Origin of the sequence: Nocardia sp. NPDC059180 (assembly GCF_042754945.1) — a bacterium.
In the GTDB taxonomy this organism is placed as follows: Bacteria; Actinomycetota; Actinomycetes; order Mycobacteriales; family Mycobacteriaceae; genus Nocardia.
In genome coordinates this window covers 299410-322587 of sequence record NZ_JBHZBU010000004.1, presented here as the reverse complement: position 1 = coordinate 322587, position 23178 = coordinate 299410, and the positions used below count along the sequence as shown (strand labels likewise).

Below are 23178 nucleotides of genomic sequence, written 5' to 3'. Positions count from 1 at the left end.
GACACGGTCGCCTGGATGCCGGCTCACCCGGCATCCAGGCGGTGATTACCTCAGAGACGGTAGTAGCGTTCCGCCGGGAGCCGCCGCGGACGGGACATGCGCCCTCCGCACCGGCTGCGGTGTGAAAATGTGCAGATCAGATAGCGTTTTCGCTACCTCCGGGTGGCGGAGTGCGATAGAATTCGAACATGGGTTCGAGTGGGGGAATCGGCGAAAATAGTGCAGCGGCGGCGCTCTATGCCGCGGTCGCCGACCTGCTCGTCGAACCGCTGACACCTCTGTCCGATGACGGCGTGATCGCGGTGATGCGAGACGTGGAGCGCTGCACCCGAATCCTGACCATGGTGCGCCACCGCCTCCTGGTCGAAGCCGGCGACCGATCCCTGCCCGCCCGATACGGCTCGAAATCGTTGAAACGCTTCCTGATGGAAACACTGAACCTCGCCGGCGCGGACGCAGGCGCGAGGGTCCATCAGGCACAGACAGTCGCCACTTTCCACGACATGGCAGGCGAACCGGTCGACCCCCGCCTCCCGCGCACCGCGCAAGCTCTTACTGGCGGCGAGATTTCCGCCGACCATGCCCGCGGTATCGCCGCAGTGATCAACCGCGTCCCCCGCGGGGCTTCCGCCGACGACCGCGCTGCCGCCGAAGAAATCCTCACCGACTTCGCCCGCACCGGCTCCCCGGACGATATCGGCAAAGTCGGCGACAAAATCCTGGCCTACCTCGACCCCGACGGCTGCCTCACCACCGACAATGATCGTGCCCGCATGCGCGGCATCATCATCGGCCGCCAACGCCCCGACGGGATGAGCCCCATCCGCGGCGACATCGACCCCGTCCTGCGCGCACTCCTGGACCCACTACTGGCCAAATACGCCCGCCCCGGCATGTGCAACCCCGACGACCCCACCAGCCCCGGAATCAACGCTGCCGCGAGTTCGGGTGCCAATAGCCCTGCCACCGAAGTTGCGAACCCGCCCGCCGACCCAGGCAGGAGGAGCGCCTGGCCGCAGAGTACAGCTACGCCGAGCGCTGGCACCAATGGTCCTGCGGCCGAAGAAGCGAACCCGCCCGCCGACCCGGGCAGTGGGCGCGGCGGGTCGGAGAGTATGGCGGCGCCGGTGGCCACGGGCAATGGTTTATCGGACGACACCGTACTGATGAGCGGGCCACCCAATCCCGTTATGAGCCTTACGATTCCATCGGTTGAGCCGGTGGAGGGTGCGCGCCCGGCCGCCCACGCGACGGTGGTGGACCCGGCGGTGCTGGCCGAAGCCGCCACGCGCGACCACCGCTCACCCGCCCAACGCAACCATGATGCGATCAAAGCACTCCTGGCATCCGGTGTCATCAGCGAACAACTCGGCACCCACCGCGGAGTCCCGGTCGCAACGATATTGACGATGTCTGTCGACGATGTGGAACGCGAAGCCGGAGTCGCCACCACCGCCACCGGCGGCACCGTCCCCCTTCGAGACGCTTTGGACATGGCCGGACGCTCACAACCGTGGCTGGCGGTCTTCGACCACACCGGACTCCCACTACATCTGGGACGGATGAAACGGCTCGCGTCTCGCGATCAACGGCTGGCGTTGATCGCCGCACTCAAAGGCTGCTCACGGCCCGGCTGCAATGCCCCGGCGAGCCTGTGCGCGGTCCACCACGTCGTCGACTACCGCAACAACGGCAGCACCGACATCGAGAACCTCACCCTCGCCTGCGACGCCTGCCACGCGCTGATCCACGACGGACCCGGCGGCTGGAAAACCCGCATCGAAGGCCCCCGCTCCCCGTATGCCGGGCGCACCGCCTGGATCGCCCCACCCCACATCGACCCACAACAAAAACCACGCCTCAACCACCGCCACCATGCCAACGAACTACTCGCCGAGGCACTCTCACGCATCCACCTACGCCAGGAACACGACCGCGAAAAACAGCGGCAGTGGCGACGCCAACAGGGAACTTCCACACCGACCGCCGCCTGATCTGTCGACACGCAATCGCGCCCGTGAGAGGTCCGTCGAGGGAGATGATTGCGCCTCACAGGAGATACAGGCGTTCCGTCGGCAACCGCTCGAGACCGCATGGGTCACCGGGGAGGATTTCGGCGGCGCCGGGGTGGTGGCGGGTTCTCCATTCGGCGATGAATCTAGATGCGGCGGTATGGCAGATGGCGAAATCGAAGCGCAGGCCATGTAGGTGGACGCTCAGGTGCACGTCGGGTTCGTCGGGACGTGGCGAGCCGGTCGCAGACTCATCGCGTTCCCCGAGAGCATGCTCGCCGCTCGGCTCGGCGGCGGGTTTCTCGGCGTCGGGCCACTCGCTCGGCCGGCCAGGTCGGCCGTTCACCGCGGGTACCCGGTGCTCGGCGTGCGCAACCAGCCGCTTCTGCCCGCACAGGCGCGGATCGAATCGATGACGGTCAGTCCGGACGGCCGGAAAGGGCAGCGGGGCGGCTGGATCCAGCGACGGAATCGGTCGCCCTGATCGGTTGGGGACGGCAGGGCGATAGTGGCGCCGGTGCGGACGACGGAGACGTCGAGCCGGAACATTTCGGCGAAAAGTGCGGTGTCGTCGGGCAGGTCCGGGCGGATCAGAAACGTCCAACGACCCGAGCGCATATGCGAGATGATCGGCCCGACACAGGAGGCCGAATCATGGTCGCGGGAACGTCTTAGATCGCCGTGCACGGCCAGTCCGAGCGCCGAGGGCATCATCAATCCCCACACATGTTCGGCGCGCATGACGATGCGTCCGATCTCCGGCGGGTCTATCCAAGCGGGCAGATCGCAGACACGCCGATAGAAGTGACAACGTGAGCGCGGTGTGTCTCCGAGCGGAACATGCTCCATAGCAGCACCTTCGGTTCGCGGGTAGTATGGGTGCGCTCGGCCCGGTGTGATGACGGACACCGGATCGGGAGCTGAGGGAGGGGCGTTTCCGGAGCAACTCCCACCGAGCGCACACACAGTTGAGCAGTACCGATACGGCTGAAGAAAGCCGATCGAGCGATAACCGCGAATTGCGGGGATTCTCCAGGTTCAGGGGCAGCTTGATAGCGGTTTGCTGTCGCCATGACAGCGCCGACCAATGGTTTCCGACAGCACTCGACTGCCGGACCGACAGACAGCTCGAGGGGATACGTCATGACAGAGGACGGCACCGGCCCAACGCTCCCACTTCGCGAGTTGGGGAAGTACTTCCGCAACGCACGCAGCGATGCCCACCTGACGCTCGATCAGGTGGCGGGTCACATGGAATGGAGTCCGAGCAAACTGAGCCGGTTGGAGCGAGGCCAGCCCGGAAAGTTGACCAGGCACGACATCCGAACGCTGTGCGAGTTCCTAGATTTCGAGGCCGATCAGACCGCTGCGATGATCGGGCTGGCGCAGCACGGTGCAATCAAGTGCTGGTGGCATGCATTCGGAGACCTGATTCCGGAGACCTTCAATGTGTATGTGGGTATGGAGAGTTCGGCACGGCGCCTGGATATCTTCCGTCCCGACATCATTCCCGGACTCCTACAGACAGCCGAATACGCCCGTGTCCTCGACCGGACCTACTTCACAAGCGATTCCGCTGACGAGCAAGACATGCGCATCGAGCTGCGAACGAAACGGCAAAGGATCTTTACACGGAAGGTCAAGCCGGTGGAGTTGGATGTGGTGTTGCACGAGTCCGTGTTGCGCACGATCGTCGGTGGACCTGGGGTGATGGCTGCCCAACTGCGACACCTCGCCGACGTGAGCACTCGACCGAACGTTTCAATCCGAATCCTGCCTTACGAAGCGGGTTTTCCGCTCGGCGGACCGGTTGGGCCGTATGTCGTCCTCGACTTCCGCCCGGGTGTGGGAGCCGACGTGGATCCGCCCGTAATTTACATCGAGAACTACACAGGCGACCTGTACCTTGAGGGGGAGCACGACATCCAGAAGTACCGCACGGCGTCGGCCACCATCCGGCGCGCTGCACTGGATGTCGTATCCAGTCGGAATCTCATCCGACAGATGGCTAAGGAGTTCAAGCAGTGACTGTTGATCTATCCGGTGCCCGCTGGTTCAAGAGCAGCCGCAGCTCGATGGGCAAAGAATGCGTCGAGGTCGCCCACTTGAACCACAACCACGTCGGCGTCCGCGACTCCAAAAACCCCACCGGCCCCGCCCTGGTATTCGCCCCCACCGAGTGGGACACCTTCACCACCGCAATCCAACGAGGCCGCTTCACCCACCCGGCATAGCCAGCACCCAGCGAGTGGTACCTGAGCGCGGGGTCATCTCGACCGATGCCGCAGCCAGGTACCACTCGGCAAGGGTGATGACGTGACGGCTGGGCTGTTACTGGGACTTGGATTTGGCCGCGGGTGTGGCGGCAACGCAGACGGCGAGGTCGTCGCAAAGCCGCCGCTGTTCTTCCGCGGACAGCGGGGAGAACATCTGCCGTTCGACGGCACGCACGGCCACGCTGGCGGCGTGCAGCTTTTCCTGTCCAGTGCTGGTGAGCTGGGTGGGCAGTGCGCGGCCGTGGGGAGCCTGCTCGGGTCGGGTGAGCAGGCCGCGGTCTTGTAGCCCGCGCAGGACGAGGTTCATCGATTGGCGGGTGACGAACGCGCCACGGGCGAGTTCGGAGTTGGACAGCCCCGGGCTCCGGCCGAGCAGTTCGAGGCAGGCATATTGCGCCACACTCAGTTCCAGCGGGCGCAGCACCACATCCATCGCGGAGTGCAGTGCGGCCTGGGCCTGTTTGAGGACGTAGCCCACCGACTGCCCCAGTTCGCCGACGGTCTCCTCTTGACTCATGTCAGCATCATGACACAGACTCGGTATGTCAACTAGCTGACAAGCCGCCTCGCGAACCGGCACGGTGGTCATCGCCTGACCGCGCGTTCACCCCACCCGGCATCGCCGAAGCGCTCGCCGAGCGGCACATGAGCGAGAGGGCATCTCGACCGATGCCGCAGCCATGTGCCTCTCGGTGATGCCGAATCCGCATTGCACGCCGCACAAGCCAATCGATGTGACCTTCCACAGCACCGCACGGCTGCGGCCGCCGCGAACGGAGCCTGACCCCTGGCGGCGTTGTAGTGCGTCACGAAGCCTGCAAATGACCCTCACCACTGACACGCGTTACTGTGATTTCGGTTACCCATGGGCGCACGACCTGATCATCACCGTTGTCAGATAGCCGCAGGTCGCGAGTGATAGCGGGTCGATACCGCCCCCGGAAAAAGAATTTGAATGATGGATTTTCACAATATCCGCTGGTAGACAGGTGTTTCCATTCTTGGGACGGACGGTTGCGCCCGCCGTAAACTCCGCGCGGTCCGGCAATACGCCGGGCGTATCGCGTGAGTAAGGGATTCCTGGAATGAAGTTCGGCACCTTCGCCGCCACCGCCGTCGTCGCCGTCGCCGCTATCGGCATCTCCGCAGGCACCGCGCATTCGAAACCACAGACGGTCACCGAAGAACTGCGCACGCAGGGTGTCGAGCAGGGCATCGATTACACCACCACCGCCGACCGTTCCGGTCGCAAAATCACGACCAAGGTCGAGGACGGAAAGTTCGAGGTCGTCGCCGACGAGAAGAGCGACACCGAGCGCGCGGTCCTGAAGTCCGACAAGGGCGATGTGGTCGCCGAGATTCCGCTGGCCTACGAGATCTCGGGCAGCCGGGTGACGGTGGCGCACGAAATCGCCGACAACGGCCGCGAACTCACCCTCACCACCAAGCCGTCGGCCAAGGAGATCGGCGAAATGCGCCCGATCAGCTCCATGTCGCGGCTGGTCGCCGAACTGGAGAAGAACGTCGTCGGCGTCGTCGCCGGTGCCGTGATCGGCGGCCTGATCGGCGCCGTCATCGGTATGGGCTTCTTCACCCTGCTCACCGGCCCGATCGGTGCGGTCGTCGGCGGGCTCGCGGGCGGCGCGATCATGGGCGGACAGCCCTTCGTCGACGCCATCCTGGCCGTACTCAACGGCCAACCGTGATCGAGCCGATGAACGGGCAGGACAACAACCCCACACAGAGTCGCAGCCGCCGCCGACTGTCCAATACCGCGCTCACCGTCGCCATCGGCGCGTTCGTGACCGCGGGGATTCTGATCGTCGGCGTGTCGGTGCTGGCGTCGTCGTTGGAATCCACTGTGGCCGAGGCCAAGCAGGGCACCATTTCCACCACGTCGGCGCAGCCTGCGCCGCCGACAACCGGGTCGACGCAACCCGGTCTGGCGCCGCCCGTGACCGCCGCGACCACGACGCCGGCCACATCGACCTCCGCCACCCCGATCGCGGGGAACAAACCCGCCAAGGAAGCGGTGGCCATCAAGGTGGACGTCGGCGACTGCGTAGTCCTCGACCCTGATCCCGCCAAGGTCGGCAAAACCGACTGCGGCAGCCCCGATTCCACGTACAAGGTCGTCGACAAAGGCGGAGAGGGCACCAGTTGCCCCTCCGACTCCGACCACTCCCACTCGGTCGACAAGACCACTCTCTGCCTGGACATCGACTGGACCGTCGGCTCCTGCATGACCCTCAAACCCGCACCGACCCGCATCCCCTGCACCTCCGCAGACGGCGTCAAAGTGGTTGCGGTGAAACAGAACACCACCGAGGTCGACACCTGCCCCAACGCAGACCGCGGTTTCGTCTACTCCGAACGCAAGTTCGTCATCTGCTTCGCGGATCTATGAGCGTGCCCCGCAGCTGAGAATCTGCGGGGCAGGCTTATCCGGTCGATTCGGTGTGCGCCGCTTCAGGGATGCACACCGGGACCCTCCGACCCGCGCTCATTCGATCTGGTCGAATGATGGCGGGCCGAGGGGAACGCGGTCTAAGCGCACTGGATGTGAAGGGCTACGTCCGTCGGCACGCCGTGCGTTCTCACACATTCGAGAGACAAGCCGACATCGATCACACGCCAGTGCGCATGCCCGCCTTGTTCGCTGTACTGGAACAGGTACATGCTCTCCTGACTCACCCCGTCCGGCACGCTCAACGCGGTGGCGTATTCGCCTTTGCACTTCGGTCGTTCGAGATCCGCCAAGGGGAATTCCGGACCACCCGTCATTCTCAGGGTGGTGATCAGGTATTCGCGAGTCACATCAGCACAGTGGTCGGTGACAGGCGTCGCGGGTGGTGACGCCGGAGGTTCGGGTTCCGCGGCGGGAGGCTCAGGGGCTGCCACCGGGGGCTCTTCGGGCTCCGCGGCCGGAGGTTCGGGGGCTGCCGTCGGCGGCTCAGGATGCGGCTGATCGGTGTTCCCGGCAGCGGGCGCCGAGGTCGAAACGCGTGCGGAAACGGTGCTCGATGCCGACGAATCCGAATCGGATGCGCCCTCACCACCACAAGCCGTGAGAACCGCCGCGCCGGCAACAGCCGCCGCGAGCAGAGCAAATCGGGTCATGTTTCCTCCTGGAATGGCCGCCCGTTGCGGACGGCTACTGAACCATCTCAGTGAATGGGGTTTTCGTTTCATTGAAGTTTCAGCGGGACCACCGCCTCCCGGACTCGCATCCGGCGGACGACATCGCAGCACAGGTTCACATACTTAGGCTTCCCACCTCTGAGAATGAATCGCCGTTACGTTATTGAGATCGATCCAGTTGCTAACAGCTGCCGAGTGCGAAACGACCAATTCCGCATGAGTCTGAAAAGCAAGCAGGGTCAACAGCTCTCGGTACGCGCCGCCGTCATCGCCACGATGACCGCCGCCACGCTCGTCGGGCTCAGCGGACCAGCCACCGCACTTCCCACCGACCAAGTCGTGCAATTCGCCCCCACCCTGACACGTGTCCCAGGCAACAATTGCTCCGCGATCATCAACGCCGAAACCGTGCCCCAACCACAGTCCGGGCAGTTCGGTGTCCGCGTGAGGATCACCCAGACCGGGCAGGGCTGCGGCGCCTATCGCGTCGCGGTGCGCTGGAAAAACCTGGATTCCGGATACGCCGACGGACAGTCGCACCGCGTCAACGAGAGCGGCGTCATCGAGGCGTATGACGGCGGCGTGATCATGGGCATGGGGATGGGACCGGGCGCCGGGCGAGTGGAGGCCCGAATCGTCACATTGACCGAGAATCACCACGAATTGGAGCAGCTGTCGGGCACTGCGAGGTTCACCCTCGGCTGAGAACGGCGGAAACGCCAGATGAGGGGCACCGTAGAGGGTGCGGTGCCCCTCACCGCCTCGGGCAGCTTCACCACCTGGTTGATGAATGGAAACGAGTTGTGAGCGCAGGATTGAGCGAACTCCTCGCGACACTGCCGCGCCTGAAACTTGTCGCATTCCTCGACGGGTGCCGCGAGGCCGAATTCGGAACTGTCACGCAACTGTGCGAGCTGAACAAGTCGACCCTGTCGAAGGCGATGACAGTGCTCGAAGTGCCGTCAGTCCGCCTCGACCTCGAGATCGATAGGTCCGCCGTAGAGTGACGCGACCTCGACAGCAGGGACCCTCGCCACCACCATCACGACCTTCTCGCCTGTGACCCGATCGCGGCTCTCCACCTCCACATGCAACTGCTCCTCGTGTGAGGCACGGACGAGAGTGCTGAACACGTAGTGATCGGATTCTTCGCTATAACCGTCGGCCCACAACTCGATGATCGAGCCGCTCTTCAGTGTCACTATCCACCGGCTCGGAGGGCCTGCCAGGAACTCCACGTGGCGATCGTAGTCAATTGCTGGATAGCGTCGCGGCCATCGGTTCGCAGACAGTGTCAGGGCCGCCGCGCGGATGAATTCAAGATCGAAGCGCCTGCCTACATTGCGACAGCAGCTCTCGTCGAAGCCACTGACATTCAGTACCCCGTTGATATCATGACCGCGTGCCTCTGATTCCGCGGATGCGGCCTGCATTGTCCAGCCTGCTGGCCGTTGGCGCCGTAGTGATTTCGTCCTGTGGGCAGGAAGTTTCCGGCGAGGCGCAACCAGCTGCTGCCCAGACGCCTACTTGTGAGGCGGGGGTGGTGTTCGTGCTCGACGTTTCGTTGTCCATGGAAGCTACCGACGTGGCGCCCACGCGGTTGGCCGCCGCCAAGCAAGCTGCGAAGGAATTCGCGGACGGGCTGCCGAAGCAGACACCGGTGGGGCTGGTGACATTCGCGGGTACGGCGGCGGTGGTGACGCAGCCGTCGACCGATCGGGCGGAGTTCAAGGAAGCGCTCGATGGCGTGAGGTTGTATGAGCGCACGGCGACGGGTGAAGGCATATTCACTGCACTGGCGAGCGCGGGAACGCTGCCCGACGGGCAACGGCGGATCATCTTGCTCTCCGATGGCAAACAGACCATTCCCTTCGAGCTGGACGAACCGCGTGGTGCGTACACGGCCGCAAAGGAGGCACAGCGGAAGAATGTGCCGGTCTCTACGATTTCGCTGGGCACCGACCACGGCGAAGTCGTGGTTCCAGGCAATTCGCTCGTGCGGGTGCCCACCGATCCCGAATCGTTGCGGGAGATCGCACGGCTGTCCGGTGGTGATTTCCACAACGCGACGAGCGCGGAGGAACTGAGCGCGGCCTTCGACGCCATGACCTGCGGGTGATGAACGAGGCCCGCGAGTAGACGCTCAGGATCACCGGGAGCACTGCGGCCGAGTGCGCGGCTTCGACGCCACGCTGCGCCGCCGACCGCTCGCGGAACAATCCACGAGCGGCCCAACGACTTCCGTGCTTACTTCCCGATGGCTCCGGTGCTCAAGAACCCGAGCAGATCGTGCCGAGTGATCACACCAACCGGCTTACCGTCCTCGACAACCATCAGCGCATCCGAGTCCGACAACGCCTTGGTCGCCGCCGAAATCGGCTCACCCGAACCGATCAGCGGGAACGACGGCGACATGTGCTGCGCCACCGAATCGGTGAGATGCGCTCGTCCTTCGAAGACGGCAGAGAGCAGGTCGCGTTCGGAGACGCTGCCCGCGACCTCGCCTGCCATGACCGGCGGCTCGGCGCCGACGACCGGCATCTGGGAAACGCCGTATTCGCGCAGGATCTCGATGGCGTCGCGCAGGGTTTCCGACGGGTGGGTGTGCACCAAGTCGGGCAGGGCGCCGGACTTGCCTCGCAGGACGTCACCGACGAGCGGTTCGGCGGTGGAACCGTCGAGGCGGGTGCGCAGGAAGCCGTAGGAACTCATCCACTCGTCGTTGAAGATCTTGGACAGGTAGCCGCGGCCACCGTCGGGCAGCAGGACGACCACCACGGCGTCGGGATCGCGGCGCGCGACCTCGATGGCGGCGACGACGGCCATACCGCAGGAACCGCCGACCAGTAGGCCCTCTTCGCGGGCGAGGCGGCGGGTCATGTCGAAGGAATCGGCGTCGGAGACGGCGATGATCTCGTCGGGGATGGCCGGGTCGTAGGCCGAGGGCCAGAAGTCCTCGCCGACGCCCTCGACCAGGTACGGGCGGCCGGTGCCACCGGAATAGACCGAGCCCTCGGGGTCGGCGCCGATGATCTGCACCTTCCCGTCCGAGACCTCCTTGAGGTAGCGGCCGGTGCCGGTGATGGTGCCGCCGGTGCCGACACCAGCGACGAAGTGGGTGACCTTGCCGTCGGTGTCGCGCCAGATCTCGGGACCGGTGGTCTCGTAGTGGCTGTCGGGGCCGCCGGGGTTGGAGTACTGGTCGGGCTTCCAGGCGCCGTCGATCTCGCGGACGAGGCGGTCGGAGACGCTGTAGTAGCTGTCGGGGTGGTCCGGCGGGACGGCGGTCGGGCACACGACAACTTCGGCACCGTAGGCACGCAGGACGTTGCGCTTGTCCTCGCTGACCTTGTCGGGGCAGACGAACACGCAGTTGTAGCCGCGCTGCTGCGCGACGAGCGCCAGGCCGACACCGGTGTTACCGGAGGTCGGCTCGACAATCGTGCCGCCGGGACGTAGCTGCCCGGATGCTTCGGCGGCCTCGATCATCTTCACCGCGATCCGGTCCTTGGAGCTACCGCCCGGGTTCAGGTATTCGATCTTGGCGGCCACCACACCGGCGTTCGGCCCGACGACCGAGTTCAGCCGGACCAGCGGTGTGTTGCCGATGAGGTCCACGACATGATCCGCGATGCGCATGACTCCATCGTTGCAGAACCGTTGCCGACAGGTGCGGGCCGGTCACGCACACCACACCGACGGCACCGTGGCCGCGGCGCGCATCCTGCGGAAAGTGCCTCCGCCGCCTAATATCTGCGGCTATGAGGCTGCCGAACACTGCCCGGGTCGCCGCGGTGCTGACCGGATCGACGGTCGCGCTGGTCGTCGCGACGGGTGCGCCCGCTGCCGCGGCCACCACCACCGTCGCCTTCCCGGATGTCCCCACCATGGCCTATGGCGGGCTGTGCTGGACCAGCATCCACACCTGGGCCGACACCAGCCCCGACTGGCCGGGCCGTGCGGTGGTCAATGTGCGTGCGGCGCCGGTCGGCGGTATCGGGCCCGGCCAGTACCCGCTGGCGCCGTTGTGCGAGGTCCGCACCACCGTCGCCTGGCGCAACACCACCACCGGCGCCACCGGCAGCTACGAGAACAATGTGGTGACCGGCATCTACGGCAGCATCCAGTACTCGCTGTTCCAGGACACCGGGCCCGGCCGCGTCGAGGTCACCGTCAGCACCAACCACGCCAACATTCCGGCACGCGGTTCCTTCGACGTCCCGGCTTGAGCACACTGCCGTGAGCGGCGAGAACACGTAAAATTCGAGGCCGTGGGCGAACCTCGAATCCGATGGCGTACTGCGGCGGTGACAGGCGCCGCGACCGTGCTGGCGGGGTCGAGCGCGGGCACGGCTTCGTGGGCGGCGTACCGGTACCTGATGGCGCAGGCGGGCGTCGCGCGTGGCGTGATCGGCCGCGACACCTCGAAGCCGCCGGAAGCCGACGGCATCTACCTCCCCGGCCGCGCCATGCCCGAACCGTGGCGCCTGGACCGGCACGCCGACCTGCACCTGATGATCTTCGGCGACTCCACCGCAGCCGGAGTCGGCTGCACCGACGCGACCGAAGTTCCCGGCGTGCGGCTGGCCCGTGGCCTGGCCGAAGCCACCGGCCGCAGCGTCCGGCTGAGCACCAAAGCCATCTCCGGTGCGACGTCCAAGGGCTTGTCCGGCCAGGTGGACGCCATGTTCGTGGCCGGGTCGCCGCCGGACGCCGCGGTGATCCTGATCGGCGGCAACGACATCACCAAGAAGCATTCGGTGACCCGTTCGGCCGATCGGCTCAAACGGGCCGTCGCGCGGTTGTGCGAGGCGGGCACGGTCGTGGTGGTCGGCACCTGCCCCGATCTCGGCACCGTCACCGCCATTCCGCAACCGCTGCGCAGCGTGGTGCACACCTGGAGCCAGCGGCTGGCCCGATCCCAGACCGCCGTCACCCTCACCGCAGGCGGTCATCCGGTGTCCATGGGCGATCTGCTCGGCAAAAACTTCCAGGCCGCGCCGGAGCAGATGTTCTCCGCCGACGGCTTCCATCCTTCGGCCGCCGGATACGCACTCGCGGCCGAGCATTTACTGCCGGTTTTGACGCAGGCTCTCGCTGAGCGGGATCTGGTCGTACCGGGTGTTTCCCCCTCGACGAGCGCGACGTAGATTCGAAGTGATTCGTACCCGCGAGTACCGCACGGGTGGCCGCGACCACACGTGTGTGCTCCGAGACATAAGGAGTCCTCATGCCTGAGGCCGTCATCGTTTCGTACGCCCGCTCCCCCATCGGCCGTGCAGGCAAGGGTTCTCTGGTGAGCATGCGGCCGGACGACCTCGCCACCCAGATGGTCCGCGCCGCGCTCGACAAGGTTCCCGCGCTCGACCCCGCTCAGATCGACGATCTGATGCTCGGCTGCGGCCAGCCCGGTGGCGAGGCCGGCTTCAATATGGCCAAGGTCGTCGCCACTCAGCTCGGCTACGACTTCCTGCCCGGCGTCACCCTCAACCGGTACTGTTCGTCGTCGCTACAGACCTCCCGTATGGCGATGCACGCCATCAAGGCCGGTGAAGGTGATGTGTTCATCTCCGCCGGTGTGGAGACCGTCTCGCGCTTCCCGAAGGGCACCTCCGACGGCTGGCCCGACACCCACAACGAGAAGTTCGGCGAGGCCGAATCGCGCACCGTGAAGCGCGCCGAAGGCGGCTCCGACGGCTGGGCCGACCCGCGCGAGAGCGGCGAGCTGCCCGACGTCTACATCGCGATGGGCCAGACCGCCGAGAACGTCGCCCAGTTCACCGGCATCTCGCGCGAGGACCAGGACCACTGGGGCGTGCGCTCGCAGAACCGTGCCGAGGAAGCCATCAAGTCCGGCTTCTTCGCGCGGGAGATCACCCCGGTGACCCTGCCCGACGGCACCGTCGTCTCCACCGACGACGGCCCGCGCGCAGGCACGACCTACGAGAAGATCTCGCAGCTCAAGCCCGTGTTCCGTCCCGACGGCACCATCACCGCCGGTAACGCCTGCCCGCTCAACGACGGCGCCGCCGCCCTGGTCATCATGAGCGACACCAAGGCCAAGGAGCTCGGCCTGACCCCGCTGGCCCGCATCGTCTCCACCGGTGTGTCCGGCCTGTCGCCCGAGATCATGGGCCTCGGCCCGATCGAAGCGGTCCGCAAGGCGCTGAAGATCGCGGGCAAGACCATCGACGACATCGACCTCTACGAGATCAACGAGGCCTTCGCGGTGCAGGTGCTCGGTTCGGCCCGTGAGCTGAACATGGACCTGGACCGGCTCAACGTCTCCGGTGGCGCCATCGCCCTCGGCCACCCGTTCGGCATGACCGGCGCCCGCATCACCGCGACGCTGATCAACAACCTGCAGACCCACGACAAGCAGTTCGGTCTGGAGACCATGTGCGTCGGCGGCGGCCAGGGCATGGCCATGGTCATCGAGCGGCTGAGCTAGGAGCTGGTCCGCCTCTCCGCGATTTTTGGCCAGACTCGGGTGCCACGGCCGTAGCGTTGGCGGGCGGCGGTGAGGTGGTGGGCAAGTCAGCCCGTACCCGGTGAGTTACCCGGATCTTGCGAGATCAGTAGGACGGTCCCGAATCATTATTGGTTCGGGACCGTTCTCATGTAGCTGACTACGTTGTCAGCCCTGACCTATGCCGACGGGGCGGTCGCCGATATCGGCGACCGCCCCGTCGGGTGGTTGTCGGCGCGGTCGTGCCACGCCTACTCATTAATCGCTCTGGAAGTAGCTCAGCAGGCGCAGGATCTCGACGTAGAGCCAGACCAGGGTGACGGTGAGGCCGAGGGCGACGCCCCAGGCGGCCTTCTCCGGCGCCTGGGCGCGGATCAGCTGGTCGGCAGCGTCGAAGTCGAGCAGGAAGCTGAACGCGGCGATGGCGATGCAGACCAGGCTGAAGATGATGGCGATCGGGCCGCCGTCACGCAGGCCGAAGCCGCCGTCGGTGAAGAAGCTCGCGATCAGGTTGCCGACGATCAGTACGAGCACACCGATCATCGCGCCGACGATCATGCGGGTGAAACGCGGCGTGACCCGGATGGCGCCGGTCTTGTAGACGACAAGCATGCCCGCGAACACACCGAAGGTGCCGAGCACGGCCTGTCCGATCAGCGCCGAACCACCGACGCCACCGAATTCGACGCTGGTGAACATCAGCGACAGCGCACCGAGGAACAGACCCTCGGCGACCGCGTAACCGAGCACGATGGCGGGGTTGTCCATCTTGCGGCCGAAGGTGGCGACAAGCACCAGCACCAGGCCGACCAGGCCACCGCCGATCACGAACAGCGGCGCGAGGCTGTTGTTCGCGCTGCTGAGGATGTAGGAGATGATGGCGGACACCGACAGCACACCCAGCGTGATGCCCGTTTTGGTCACCACGTCGTCGATGGTCATCGACCGGGTGGCGGGCGCCTGCTGGTAGGGCTGGTACTGGGGGGGCTGGCTGTACTGGTTACCGAACTGCTGGCCGAGCTGTCCCGCGCCGGCCACGCCCGAACCGAAGTTGGCGTAGCCGCCACCCTCCTGTTTGGGGAGATTCTTGAAAACCGGATTGCTTGTGGCGCGCACCGCTTGTCCCTTTCTGGAGTCGTGGCCCACGTCGAAGCGTGGCCGCCGGAAATGAGCGCTGCTCGATTTCCAACTTGTTCTGTCCAACGTTCGTCGCCACCGTCGAGTTCCCGGAAGGCGACTCGGCGTTATGGCAAAGACCGACAAATCGGACTCTACCGTTATTGGGCGTCGTGCAAGCCACACACCGACCGGGTGACGGTGAATTTGCGGTTGCGTCCGATTACATCGGTGCGCCCGACCATCCGCTCGACGACGCCGCGATAGTTCAGATGCGAGTTGTAAACGGTCCACAGTTCACCGCCCGGCCGCAGCACCCGGCCGGTCTCGGCGAACATCTTGATCGCCGACCCGGTGTGCACCGCCGCGCCGACGTGGAACGGCGGATTGCACAGCACCAGATCGGCGCTGTTGTCAGGGGCCCCCGACATCGCGTCGTCGCGCACCACCGTCACGCGGTCGGCGACCTGGTTGGCGGCGGCCGTGGCGATCGCTGAAGCCACCGCGGCGGCGGACTGATCAGTGCCCACCACTTCCAGGCGGGGCCGCGCCTTGGCCAGCGCGACGGCGAGGATGCCGGTGCCGCAGCCGAGATCGATGGCATCGCGGGCGTCGGGCTTCATCGTCTTCATGTGCTGGAGTAGGAACCGGGTGCCCATATCGAGGCGCGCACCGGAGAACGCGGCACCGTGCGCGACGACATCGATATCGAGTTCGCCGATGTGCTCGCGGACCGGGAATGGCGGATCGCCGACCGGTTTCGGGCCGCTGACCAGCAGCGTGCGCGACTTCTGCCTGCCGCGACTGGCCCGCACGTCGGTGAACGATTCGGCGAGGACCTCGTTCATCGATTTGGTCAGGTATTTATCGCGGCCGCCCGCGAAGACCTGCACATCGGGCTCGGCGAAACGGGCGATGGCGTCGGCGACCTCGGCCAGACCCGACAGCACTCGCGGCAATCGCAGCAGCACGACGCGCACGCCCTTGAGCAGATCGGCGTCGAGGGAGTGGGCGGTATAGCGGTCGGTGAGGCCGACGACCCTGGCATTGGCGGTGAGGGCGAGCTCGCCGGTGAGCAGATCCTGATGGACCCGCAGGCCACGCAGGTCGTGTGCGGCCGCGGCGCCGAGAGTCAGGGCACCGTAACCATCGCCGATAACGGCAACTTCCCCGCTATCCACAGCGGCAAGCGCGTCCGCCGCGACATCGAGAATCAACCGATCAGCGGCATCGACGGCATACAGGTTCGACGCCTCCACATCCGGATACCGGCGCAGCCGCCCCAGCAGATCCTCCACATTCAGCACCCGTCAAGTGTGCTAGATCGTTGCCCGATAAGCACGTCCGGCCTATTTCGGGCAAACAAGGCACGCGAACATCCTGCGCGGAATACCCCCTGCGAGCGGGCAATATTGGGTAACATCTGCCACATGCGTAACAAGCTGGTGGTCGGCCTGGTTGCCGTCGGCGTCGTCGGTTTCGCGGCGGCATGCGGCGACAGTGAATCGACACCGAGCAGCGTCGTCGACGTCCCGGGAACCTCTGCCGCAGCGACCACCCCCGCGGTGGAGCCACCGGCCGGGCCGTCGGATGCCGCGCCCAAACGCGCGCAAGCCTCCGGTGACGCCGCGCTGACCGTCACCGATATCAGCGTCGGCCACCACGACGGGTTCGACCGCGTCGTCTACGACCTCGGCGGCACCGGAACGCCTGGTTGGATCGTCGAATACACCGACAAGGCGGTGCAGGACGGCAGTGGCGCCGCCATCGACGTCGCCGGGCAATCCGTGCTGGAAGTGCGGATCACCGGGTCGGCGTACCCGTTCGACAGCGGCGTGGAGCCGTACGCGGGCCCGGACCCGGCCACCGATCCGGCGGCACCCGGCATCGCCGGTGTCTACCGGACGATCGTGTTCGAGGGCGTGACCCAGTCGTTCATCGGGGTCGACGGTGATCGGCCCGCGTTCTCGGTGAGCACTCAGGGCGATCCCACCAAGCTCGTCATCGATATCGCCACGTCCTAGCCCGCCCGTTCGAGTCGCGCGCGCACGGCCAGTGTGGCGCAGCCGATCACGGCGAGCCCGCCGAGCACGGTCGGCCAGGTGAGTTTCTCGCCGAGCAGCAACGCGGCCCAACCGATGGTCAGCACGGGCTGGACCAGTTGAACCTGGCTGACCTGTGCCATCGGACCGATCGCGAGCCCGCGGTACCAGGCGAAGAAGCCCAGGTACATGCTCACCACCGCGAGGTAGGCGAAGGCAGCCCATTCGGTCACCGTGCCGCTCGGCGGGCGCTGGCCAACCGACAGACCGGTGAGCGCGATCATCAGCGGGGCGGCGAGCACGAGCGCCCAGGAGACCGTCTGCCAGGCGCCGAGTTCCCTGGCCAGCAGCCCGCCTTCGGCGTATCCGATCGCGGCCGCCGCGACCGCGCCGAACAGCAGCAGATCCGACCAGTGCAGTGCGCCGAGTCCCCCGCCTTGCAAGGCGGCGAAGATCAGGGCGGCGACGGCACCGAGTCCCGCCGAGTACCAGAAGTCGCGCGGCGGGCGTTCATGACCGCGGAGCACGGCCGTGACCGCGGTCGCGGCGGGCAGCAGCGCGATGACCACCGCACTGTGGCCGGCCGGCGCGGTGGTCAGCGCGTAGGAGGTCAGCAGTGGGAAGCCCACGACGACACCGCCTGCCACGATCGCGATCCGGACCCATTGACTCCCACGCGGCAACCGCTGCTTCGTGAGGGTCAGCGCGGCGGCGGCGAGGAGGGCAGCGACGACGGCCCGGCCCGCACCGACGAACAGCGGTGATATCCCGCCATCCTCGACGGCCACACGTGTGAAGGGGACGGTGAAGGAAAAGGCGACAACGCCGAGCAAGCCCCACTGGAACCCGCCATGCGATATGGGTAGCGGTGGTGACGATTCGACGATAGCGCTACTCTTGACTATCATGTTCAACGATAGCAGCTCGCGCATCGTCGCCGATCTCCGCGCGTGGATCGCGACGGCCGCACCGGGCGCCAAGCTGCCGTCGACCCGGGAACTGGTGGCACAACACGGGGTGAGTCCGGTAACGGTGCAGAAGGCGCTGAGGACGCTCGCATCGCAGGGCATGATCGAAAGCCGTCCCGGTATAGGCACTTTCGTGCGCGCGGTGCGAGTGGCCCGGCCCAATGATTACGGCTGGCAGACGGCCGCGCTCGGCTCACCGGTCGGTCGCACACCACAGCTCGCCGCGGCATTGCGCACCGCGCCCAACGACGCGATCGCCTTGCATTCGGGTTATCCGGACCAGGAGCTGCTACCCGAGCGGCTGGTACGCACCGCGTTCTCCCGAGCGGCCCGCAGCGCGGCCGCGATGTCCCGGCCGCCTGTCGCCGGGCTGCCCGAACTCCAGGCTTGGTTCGCTTCCGAGCTCGGCGCGGCCGCACCGGTCGGTGTCGCACTGCCCGCGCACAACGATGCCATCGTCATCCCGGGCAGCCAGAGCGGTCTCAGTAGCGTCTTCCGCGCGCTGGTCGGGGCGGGACAACCGCTGTTGATCGAATCGCCCACCTATTGGGGAGCCATGCTCGCCGCAAACCAGGCAGGCATCCAGGTCGTGCCGGTGCCCAGCGGAAGCGGCGGACCCGATCCCGACGAACTCGACCGCGCGTTCGAGCGCACCGGCGCGCGCGCCTTCTACGCCCAGCCGAATTTCGCCAATCCCACCGGTGCGCGCTGGCCGTCGGAGGTGGCCGATCGGGTACTCGAGATCGTGCGTAGCCACGGTGCGTTCCTGATCGAGGACGATTGGGCGCACGATTTCGGCATCACCGCGGAACCCGTGCCCGTCGCCGCGCGCGACGACACCGGGCACGTCGTCTACCTGCGTTCGCTCACCAAGAGCGTGTCCCCGGCGGTGCGGATCGCCGCGATCATCGCGCGCGGGCCCGCGCGCGAACGCATCCTCGCCGATACCCAGGCCGAATCAATGTATGTGAGCGGGCTGTTGCAGTCCGTCGCGCTCGACGTCGTCACCCAACCCGCCTGGCGCAATCATCTGCGGACACTGCGCCATCAGCTGGCCGCCCGTCGCGACCTGCTCGTCGACGCATTGCACAACCACGCGCCCCGCGCGCACGTGACAGCGGTTCCCGAGGGCGGATTGAACCTGTGGCTGCGGCTGCCCGATGCCACCGATCTGGCCCGGCTGGTCCGGGACTGCGACGCGGACGGCGTCATCGTGGCGGCCGGTGACGAATGGTTTCCCGCCGAGCCGACCGGCCCGTATCTGCGACTCAATTACTCGGGCCCGAATCCCGGTGCCTTCCCAGACGGGGCAAGAGTGATCGGGCGGGCCCTGGCCCGACAGAGCTAGGCGGGGTATCGGTTCGCCAACTATCGCTCCACGCTCGGCCGTCAGCGTCAACGACCCAGTACGGTCAGGAGAACTTACGGTCAGATGCCGGCAATGTCTGTCTCCGAGAAGACACGGGGCGGCCGGCATCCACGAGGGGAGAACGACCGATGCGACGATTCGAACGCACGAGCCTGGCCGCCGCCTCGGTGGCGATCACGGGCGGAATCGTTCTGGTCAGCGCGTGTTCGAACAGCGTTTCCGGCACCGCGCAGGTCAATCAGAGCGATCTGGCCACCTACACCTCGATGGCGGCGGCCTCGTCCTCGGCCGCGGCCGAGACCGCGGCGACCGCCGCGTGCGATACCTTCAGCACCGCCAACGGGGACTCGGTCCGCAAGTTCAACGCCTACATCGACGCCAGCAACGACGACGCACCCGATATCGCGGCCAAGGCCTCCGATGCCGAGACGGCGCTGCGTGACGGCGCGAACGACGTCGACCGCAAGCTGGTGAAGAATCTCCCGTCGGGCGTCGCCCAAGCGCTGCGCGACTACCGCGACGACAGCAAGAAGCTCGCCGACCTGATCCAGCAGGACGCGCCGACCGAGACCATGAACGACCACATCGACGTGTTCAACACCACCAAGGACGCCGCGGTCGACGCCTGCGAGGACTACGAGTAGTACCTGTCGGGGGTATCCGCGCCCGCGCTCTCTAGAATGGGAGCCGTGACCGACCAGCACCCACCTCTGCGCGCGTCCGGGATTTCCCGGCTGCTCGCGCTGGTCGTGCTGCTCGGCGGGATCGTGGCGATGCACGCGGGGGTCTTCAGCTTCGGTCATGCGGGAGCACATGCGCATGGTGGGACTGCCGCTGCCGCAGTCGCGACGGATCACGGTCGCGGCGGTGTCGGCGTCGTCGGCGGATCCGCGCACGGCGAGGCACCGCACGCTACGGCAACAACCGCGCTCGAGGTTGCATCGACCTCCGACGGCTCGCACGAACAAGACTGCGGCACAGGTGGATGCGGTGCGCAGGGCGGCATGCACGGCTGCGTGTTCATCCTGTCGATGCTCGGTCTGGTGATCGGGTTGGTGTTGTTGTTCCGGTTGGCGTTCCAGCCCCTGGACGGCACCGAGTCGATCGGACGTCGTCGCCCGGCTCGGCGTGAGCGTCCACCGCCGTGGACGGTGCCTTCCCTCTCGGAATTGTCGATCCTGCGGGTCTGATGGGCCGTCGTGTCCTGGTCACGAGACCACGGGCACGACCGAGCCTGCCCGCATTCCTTCGCAATTCCCCAGGAGCACAGCCATGTTCATCACCCGTACCCGTTTGCTGATCGCCGTCGCCGCCGTCGCGCTCACCGTCGCCGGTTGTAGCGACGATTCGACGACCGCGACCGAGTCCACCACCAGTGCGGCCGCGACCACTACGTCGAGTACCCGCACCGACTTCAACGACGCCGATGTCGCCTTCCTGCAGATGATGTATCCGCATCACGCCCAGGCCGTCGATATGGCGAAGATGGTGCCGAGCCGCACCCAGAATCCGCAGCTGCTGGCGCTGGCGACGGCCATCGAAGGTGCACAGGCACCGGAGATGCAGCAGATCACCGCGCTGCTGGAGAGCTTCGGTAAGCCCGCACCCACCGCCGGCGAGCACGGCGAACACGGTGGGCACGGCGCGCAGATGCCAGGCATGATGACGCCCGAGCAGATGACGGCACTGGAGAACGCCACCGGCGCCGAGTTCGATCGTCAGTGGATCCAGATGATGATCGAGCACCACACCGGCGCCATCGATATGGCGAATACCGAGCTGGCCGACGGCGTGAACGCCGACACCAAGGCCCTCGCGACCACAATCATCGCCGCCCAGCAGGTCGAGATCGACCAGATGCGGCAGATGCTCGGCCAGAACTGACGCCGGACGGTGGCGGGTGCCTTCGCGCCCGCCACCGGATCGCCGCTACGGAGTCTGGAACGTGCCGAAACCCGGGACCAGGTTGCCGCTGGTGGCGAAGACCGTGGCAGTGATCAAGCCCGTTCCGGTGGTGATGACGACGGGCTTCGGCTTTCCCGTCGTCGAACTGGTCGACGTCGGTAGCTCGATCGTGCCGTTCGCTCCGGTGTTCCAGTTGCGCCAGTTCACCTGCACCGACGGCGAGAACGGGATCATCGAGAAGATCGGGTCGTCGACCACAAGGGCGGTTTCGCCCGGCGTCCCGGTCGGTGTCGCCGACACGTGGACCACGCCGACCGACGGCGACAGGTCGAAGGAATAGTTGAACACCACCGGCACCGGAAAGATCGTGGTCGGCTGAGCCACCGCGGGACCGGAGCCGCCGACTACGAACCCGAGGGCCAGCGCTATCGCGGCCAGCGCACCGGCGATGGATCGGATCACGATATGCACCAATCTCCTCCTAGCTCGCGCGGGAATCGGCCATTCTTCCCGAGTATTGCCCCCTTGCCGCGATAACGTGCTCGTTTTTGATCACCGGTTCGTCTCGATGCGGATCGCGTACCTGACCCACCGCCGAGCGGCACATGGTTGAGGCGTTTCGCGAGTAGTGTCCGCGCTGGTGTGCCTCTCGACGAGCCTGGCGAGGGCTGGTCGCGGGCGAGTGGTCCTACGCGCGGCCGGGTGTTGCGTCGGGCCAGGACGGGGACCTACCCAGTAGGCGCAGAGTTCGATTCAGCGACGAATCCTCAGCCGTAGTCGGCAGATCCGGGCCGAAGGCCGCGCCTGGTTCGACGCGGATCGAGCCGGTCGGAACCTGTTCGGCGATGTGCAGGGAGATCGCTGCCAGGCCCGGATCGAGGTCGATGTGCTCGCCGATCGCGCGAGCGACGTCCCAGGCATGGATCACCGAGTCGACGAGGTGGAAGTTGATGGCGGTGGCGCCGGGGATGGTGGTGTCGGTGGTGATGTCGGGGAGCGACCAGGGGCGGTCGAGGGCACCGTCGGCGGCGAAAGCGGCGGCGACCTCCTCACAGGAGGCCACGCAATCGGCGACCGGATCGTCGGCGAATCCTTTTCTCCACCAGTCGTATTCATTACCACGCCCGTAAGCCGCAGCAGTGAAACCGCGGTTCTGCACAGCCATGTGATTCAGCAGGTCGCGCAGATCCCATTCCGCGCAGGGTGTCGGGACAGCGAGTTGATGCGGCGAGACTCGCGCGACCACGTCGCGGCACAGCAGGACCGACTCTCGATGGCGTTCTCGAATTTCAGTAAGCATTCGCCTATCGTATGCGCCAGTTTACTATTTGCCCAGGGGTATCTTTTCCCCATGCCGGACCGCCCAGACCTTGCAGCGATGATCGTGCCGCTCGGCCGTACCTTGATGGCCATCGAGCTCCCGATCCTGGAATCGCACGGCCTCACCATGTGGGCCTATGGCGTGCTGCTCGGCCTCGAAGAATCGCCCGTCCGCACCCAGTCGGCCCTCGCCCAGTCGATCGGCGCGGACAAGACACGCATCATTCCCACCCTCGACGATCTTCAGGACCGAGGCTTCATCACCCGCACCCCCGACCCCGCCGACCGCCGCGCCCGCCTGCTGTCGCTCACCCCGGAGGGCCGGAAGGTTCGCGACACCGCACAGGCGGCCATTCATCAGCGGGAGGACGAACTCTTGTCCGCGCTCTCCGCCGATGACCGCCGCGGGTTCCTCCGTGCGCTGCAACAGCTTTCCGATCGCGAGAACGCCGCTCCACCGGCACCGGTCCCGCCACGTCATTCTCGAGGCTGATGACCGCCCGCCGGAGATCATCCGGGCGGCCGATGTGGTCCTCGCACGCCGACATCTAGCGTGACGA

At 66.3% G+C, this 23178-nt stretch carries 27 protein-coding genes; 16 read left to right on the top strand and 11 right to left on the bottom strand.

Features of this window, described 5'->3' with window-relative positions:
- The first annotated feature begins 188 nt into the window (after window positions 1-188).
- Window positions 189-1994: a DUF222 domain-containing protein gene (locus ACFXNW_RS15565; protein WP_379418352.1), complete on the top strand. Its 1806-nt coding sequence runs from the start codon at window positions 189-191 to the stop codon at window positions 1992-1994.
- 55 nt (window positions 1995-2049) lie between these two features.
- On the opposite strand, the gene ACFXNW_RS15560 is transcribed toward ACFXNW_RS15565, so the two are convergent.
- The gene (locus tag ACFXNW_RS15560; RefSeq protein ID WP_379418351.1) at window positions 2050-2358 is read right to left on the bottom strand and encodes a hypothetical protein; all 309 of its coding nucleotides are present in this window, start codon (window positions 2356-2358) and stop codon (window positions 2050-2052) included.
- On the bottom strand, window positions 2355-2861 hold the full coding sequence (locus tag ACFXNW_RS15555) for a DNA-directed RNA polymerase subunit beta (RefSeq protein WP_379418350.1): 507 nt from the start codon (window positions 2859-2861) through the stop codon (window positions 2355-2357). Before ACFXNW_RS15555 ends, ACFXNW_RS15560 begins: the two co-directional genes overlap by 4 nt.
- 294 nt (window positions 2862-3155) lie before the next feature.
- Here ACFXNW_RS15555 and ACFXNW_RS15550 point away from each other — a divergent pair, with 294 nt between their 5' ends.
- The gene (locus ACFXNW_RS15550; protein WP_379418349.1) at window positions 3156-4040 is read left to right on the top strand and encodes a helix-turn-helix domain-containing protein; all 885 of its coding nucleotides are present in this window, start codon (window positions 3156-3158) and stop codon (window positions 4038-4040) included.
- Window positions 4037-4246 carry a DUF397 domain-containing protein gene (locus ACFXNW_RS15545; protein ID WP_379418348.1) on the top strand — a complete coding sequence of 70 codons (210 nt, stop codon included), beginning with the start codon at window positions 4037-4039 and terminating at the stop codon, window positions 4244-4246. The genes ACFXNW_RS15550 and ACFXNW_RS15545 overlap by 4 nt, the downstream gene beginning before the upstream one ends.
- A gap of 97 nt (window positions 4247-4343) precedes the next feature.
- Here ACFXNW_RS15545 and ACFXNW_RS15540 read toward each other — a convergent pair whose 3' ends face one another.
- Window positions 4344-4805 carry a MarR family winged helix-turn-helix transcriptional regulator gene (locus ACFXNW_RS15540; RefSeq protein ID WP_379418347.1) on the bottom strand — a complete coding sequence of 154 codons (462 nt, stop codon included), beginning with the start codon at window positions 4803-4805 and terminating at the stop codon, window positions 4344-4346.
- 568 nt (window positions 4806-5373) lie between these two features.
- Here ACFXNW_RS15540 and ACFXNW_RS15535 point away from each other — a divergent pair.
- Both ACFXNW_RS15535 and ACFXNW_RS15530 read left to right on the top strand, forming a co-directional pair.
- Window positions 5374-5994 (top strand): hypothetical protein, encoded by a 621-nt coding sequence (locus ACFXNW_RS15535; RefSeq protein ID WP_379418346.1) that lies wholly within the window; start codon window positions 5374-5376, stop codon window positions 5992-5994.
- A complete protein-coding gene (locus ACFXNW_RS15530; RefSeq protein WP_379418345.1) occupies window positions 5991-6695 on the top strand; it encodes a hypothetical protein in 705 nt (234 codons plus the stop codon). The genes ACFXNW_RS15535 and ACFXNW_RS15530 overlap by 4 nt, the downstream gene beginning before the upstream one ends.
- 140 nt (window positions 6696-6835) lie before the next feature.
- Here the strand turns inward: ACFXNW_RS15530 and ACFXNW_RS15525 are convergent, their stop codons facing one another.
- The gene (locus tag ACFXNW_RS15525; RefSeq protein ID WP_379418344.1) at window positions 6836-7105 is read right to left on the bottom strand and encodes a hypothetical protein; all 270 of its coding nucleotides are present in this window, start codon (window positions 7103-7105) and stop codon (window positions 6836-6838) included.
- A 540-nt stretch (window positions 7106-7645) separates the two neighbouring features.
- On the opposite strand from ACFXNW_RS15525, the gene ACFXNW_RS15520 reads away from it, so the two are divergent.
- Window positions 7646-8134 (top strand): hypothetical protein, encoded by a 489-nt coding sequence (locus tag ACFXNW_RS15520; protein ID WP_379418343.1) that lies wholly within the window; start codon window positions 7646-7648, stop codon window positions 8132-8134.
- A 257-nt stretch (window positions 8135-8391) separates the two neighbouring features.
- Here the strand turns inward: ACFXNW_RS15520 and ACFXNW_RS15515 are convergent, their stop codons facing one another.
- Entirely contained in the window at window positions 8392-8862 is a 471-nt protein-coding gene (locus ACFXNW_RS15515; protein WP_379418342.1) for a hypothetical protein, read from the bottom strand.
- A gap of 110 nt (window positions 8863-8972) precedes the next feature.
- Between ACFXNW_RS15515 and ACFXNW_RS15510 the strand changes: the two genes are divergently transcribed.
- Window positions 8973-9548, top strand: coding sequence for a VWA domain-containing protein (locus ACFXNW_RS15510; protein ID WP_379418341.1), 576 nt, complete (start codon window positions 8973-8975; stop codon window positions 9546-9548).
- A 128-nt stretch (window positions 9549-9676) separates the two neighbouring features.
- Here the strand turns inward: ACFXNW_RS15510 and ACFXNW_RS15505 are convergent, their stop codons facing one another.
- A complete protein-coding gene (locus ACFXNW_RS15505) occupies window positions 9677-11068 on the bottom strand; it encodes a cystathionine beta-synthase (RefSeq protein WP_379418340.1) in 1392 nt (463 codons plus the stop codon).
- Between the two features lie 122 nt (window positions 11069-11190).
- Between ACFXNW_RS15505 and ACFXNW_RS15500 the strand changes: the two genes are divergently transcribed.
- From ACFXNW_RS15500 to ACFXNW_RS15490, 3 genes are all read left to right on the top strand, one after another.
- Window positions 11191-11658 (top strand): hypothetical protein, encoded by a 468-nt coding sequence (locus tag ACFXNW_RS15500; RefSeq protein WP_379418339.1) that lies wholly within the window; start codon window positions 11191-11193, stop codon window positions 11656-11658.
- 42 nt (window positions 11659-11700) lie between these two features.
- Complete coding sequence (locus ACFXNW_RS15495; RefSeq protein WP_379418338.1) at window positions 11701-12579, top strand: SGNH/GDSL hydrolase family protein; 879 nt, start codon at window positions 11701-11703, stop codon at window positions 12577-12579.
- An 80-nt stretch (window positions 12580-12659) separates the two neighbouring features.
- On the top strand, window positions 12660-13880 hold the full coding sequence (locus ACFXNW_RS15490; RefSeq protein WP_379418337.1) for an acetyl-CoA C-acetyltransferase: 1221 nt from the start codon (window positions 12660-12662) through the stop codon (window positions 13878-13880).
- A gap of 276 nt (window positions 13881-14156) precedes the next feature.
- Here the strand turns inward: ACFXNW_RS15490 and ACFXNW_RS15485 are convergent, their stop codons facing one another.
- Together ACFXNW_RS15485 and ACFXNW_RS15480 are read right to left on the bottom strand one after the other, a co-directional pair.
- Window positions 14157-15014 carry a Bax inhibitor-1/YccA family protein gene (locus ACFXNW_RS15485; protein ID WP_379418336.1) on the bottom strand — a complete coding sequence of 286 codons (858 nt, stop codon included), beginning with the start codon at window positions 15012-15014 and terminating at the stop codon, window positions 14157-14159.
- 161 nt (window positions 15015-15175) lie between these two features.
- The gene (locus ACFXNW_RS15480; protein WP_379418335.1) at window positions 15176-16321 is read right to left on the bottom strand and encodes a class I SAM-dependent methyltransferase; all 1146 of its coding nucleotides are present in this window, start codon (window positions 16319-16321) and stop codon (window positions 15176-15178) included.
- 123 nt (window positions 16322-16444) lie between these two features.
- Here ACFXNW_RS15480 and ACFXNW_RS15475 point away from each other — a divergent pair, with 123 nt between their 5' ends.
- Window positions 16445-17038, top strand: a complete 594-nt coding sequence (locus ACFXNW_RS15475; protein WP_379418334.1) for a hypothetical protein — start codon at window positions 16445-16447, stop codon at window positions 17036-17038.
- On the opposite strand, the gene ACFXNW_RS15470 is transcribed toward ACFXNW_RS15475, so the two are convergent.
- Entirely contained in the window at window positions 17035-17964 is a 930-nt protein-coding gene (locus ACFXNW_RS15470; protein WP_379418333.1) for a DMT family transporter, read from the bottom strand. The genes ACFXNW_RS15475 and ACFXNW_RS15470 overlap by 4 nt on opposite strands.
- On the opposite strand from ACFXNW_RS15470, the gene ACFXNW_RS15465 reads away from it, so the two are divergent.
- The 4 genes from ACFXNW_RS15465 (at window position 17963) to ACFXNW_RS15450 (ending at window position 21277) form a co-directional block, all read left to right on the top strand.
- A complete protein-coding gene (locus ACFXNW_RS15465; RefSeq protein ID WP_379418332.1) occupies window positions 17963-19372 on the top strand; it encodes a PLP-dependent aminotransferase family protein in 1410 nt (469 codons plus the stop codon). The genes ACFXNW_RS15470 and ACFXNW_RS15465 overlap by 2 nt on opposite strands.
- Before the next feature lie 149 nt (window positions 19373-19521).
- Complete coding sequence (locus ACFXNW_RS15460; RefSeq protein WP_379418331.1) at window positions 19522-20037, top strand: hypothetical protein; 516 nt, start codon at window positions 19522-19524, stop codon at window positions 20035-20037.
- A 45-nt stretch (window positions 20038-20082) separates the two neighbouring features.
- A complete protein-coding gene (locus ACFXNW_RS15455; RefSeq protein ID WP_379418330.1) occupies window positions 20083-20583 on the top strand; it encodes a hypothetical protein in 501 nt (166 codons plus the stop codon).
- An 82-nt stretch (window positions 20584-20665) separates the two neighbouring features.
- Complete coding sequence (locus ACFXNW_RS15450) at window positions 20666-21277, top strand: DUF305 domain-containing protein (protein WP_379418329.1); 612 nt, start codon at window positions 20666-20668, stop codon at window positions 21275-21277.
- Between the two features lie 45 nt (window positions 21278-21322).
- Here the strand turns inward: ACFXNW_RS15450 and ACFXNW_RS15445 are convergent, their stop codons facing one another.
- Complete coding sequence (locus tag ACFXNW_RS15445) at window positions 21323-21769, bottom strand: hypothetical protein (RefSeq protein WP_379418328.1); 447 nt, start codon at window positions 21767-21769, stop codon at window positions 21323-21325.
- Window positions 21770-21986: 217 nt separating this feature from the next.
- On the bottom strand, window positions 21987-22598 hold the full coding sequence (locus ACFXNW_RS15440) for a TIGR03086 family metal-binding protein (protein ID WP_379418327.1): 612 nt from the start codon (window positions 22596-22598) through the stop codon (window positions 21987-21989).
- A gap of 51 nt (window positions 22599-22649) precedes the next feature.
- Here ACFXNW_RS15440 and ACFXNW_RS15435 point away from each other — a divergent pair, with 51 nt between their 5' ends.
- Window positions 22650-23111: a MarR family winged helix-turn-helix transcriptional regulator gene (locus ACFXNW_RS15435; protein WP_379418655.1), complete on the top strand. Its 462-nt coding sequence runs from the start codon at window positions 22650-22652 to the stop codon at window positions 23109-23111.
- The last annotated feature ends 67 nt before the right edge of the window (window positions 23112-23178 follow it).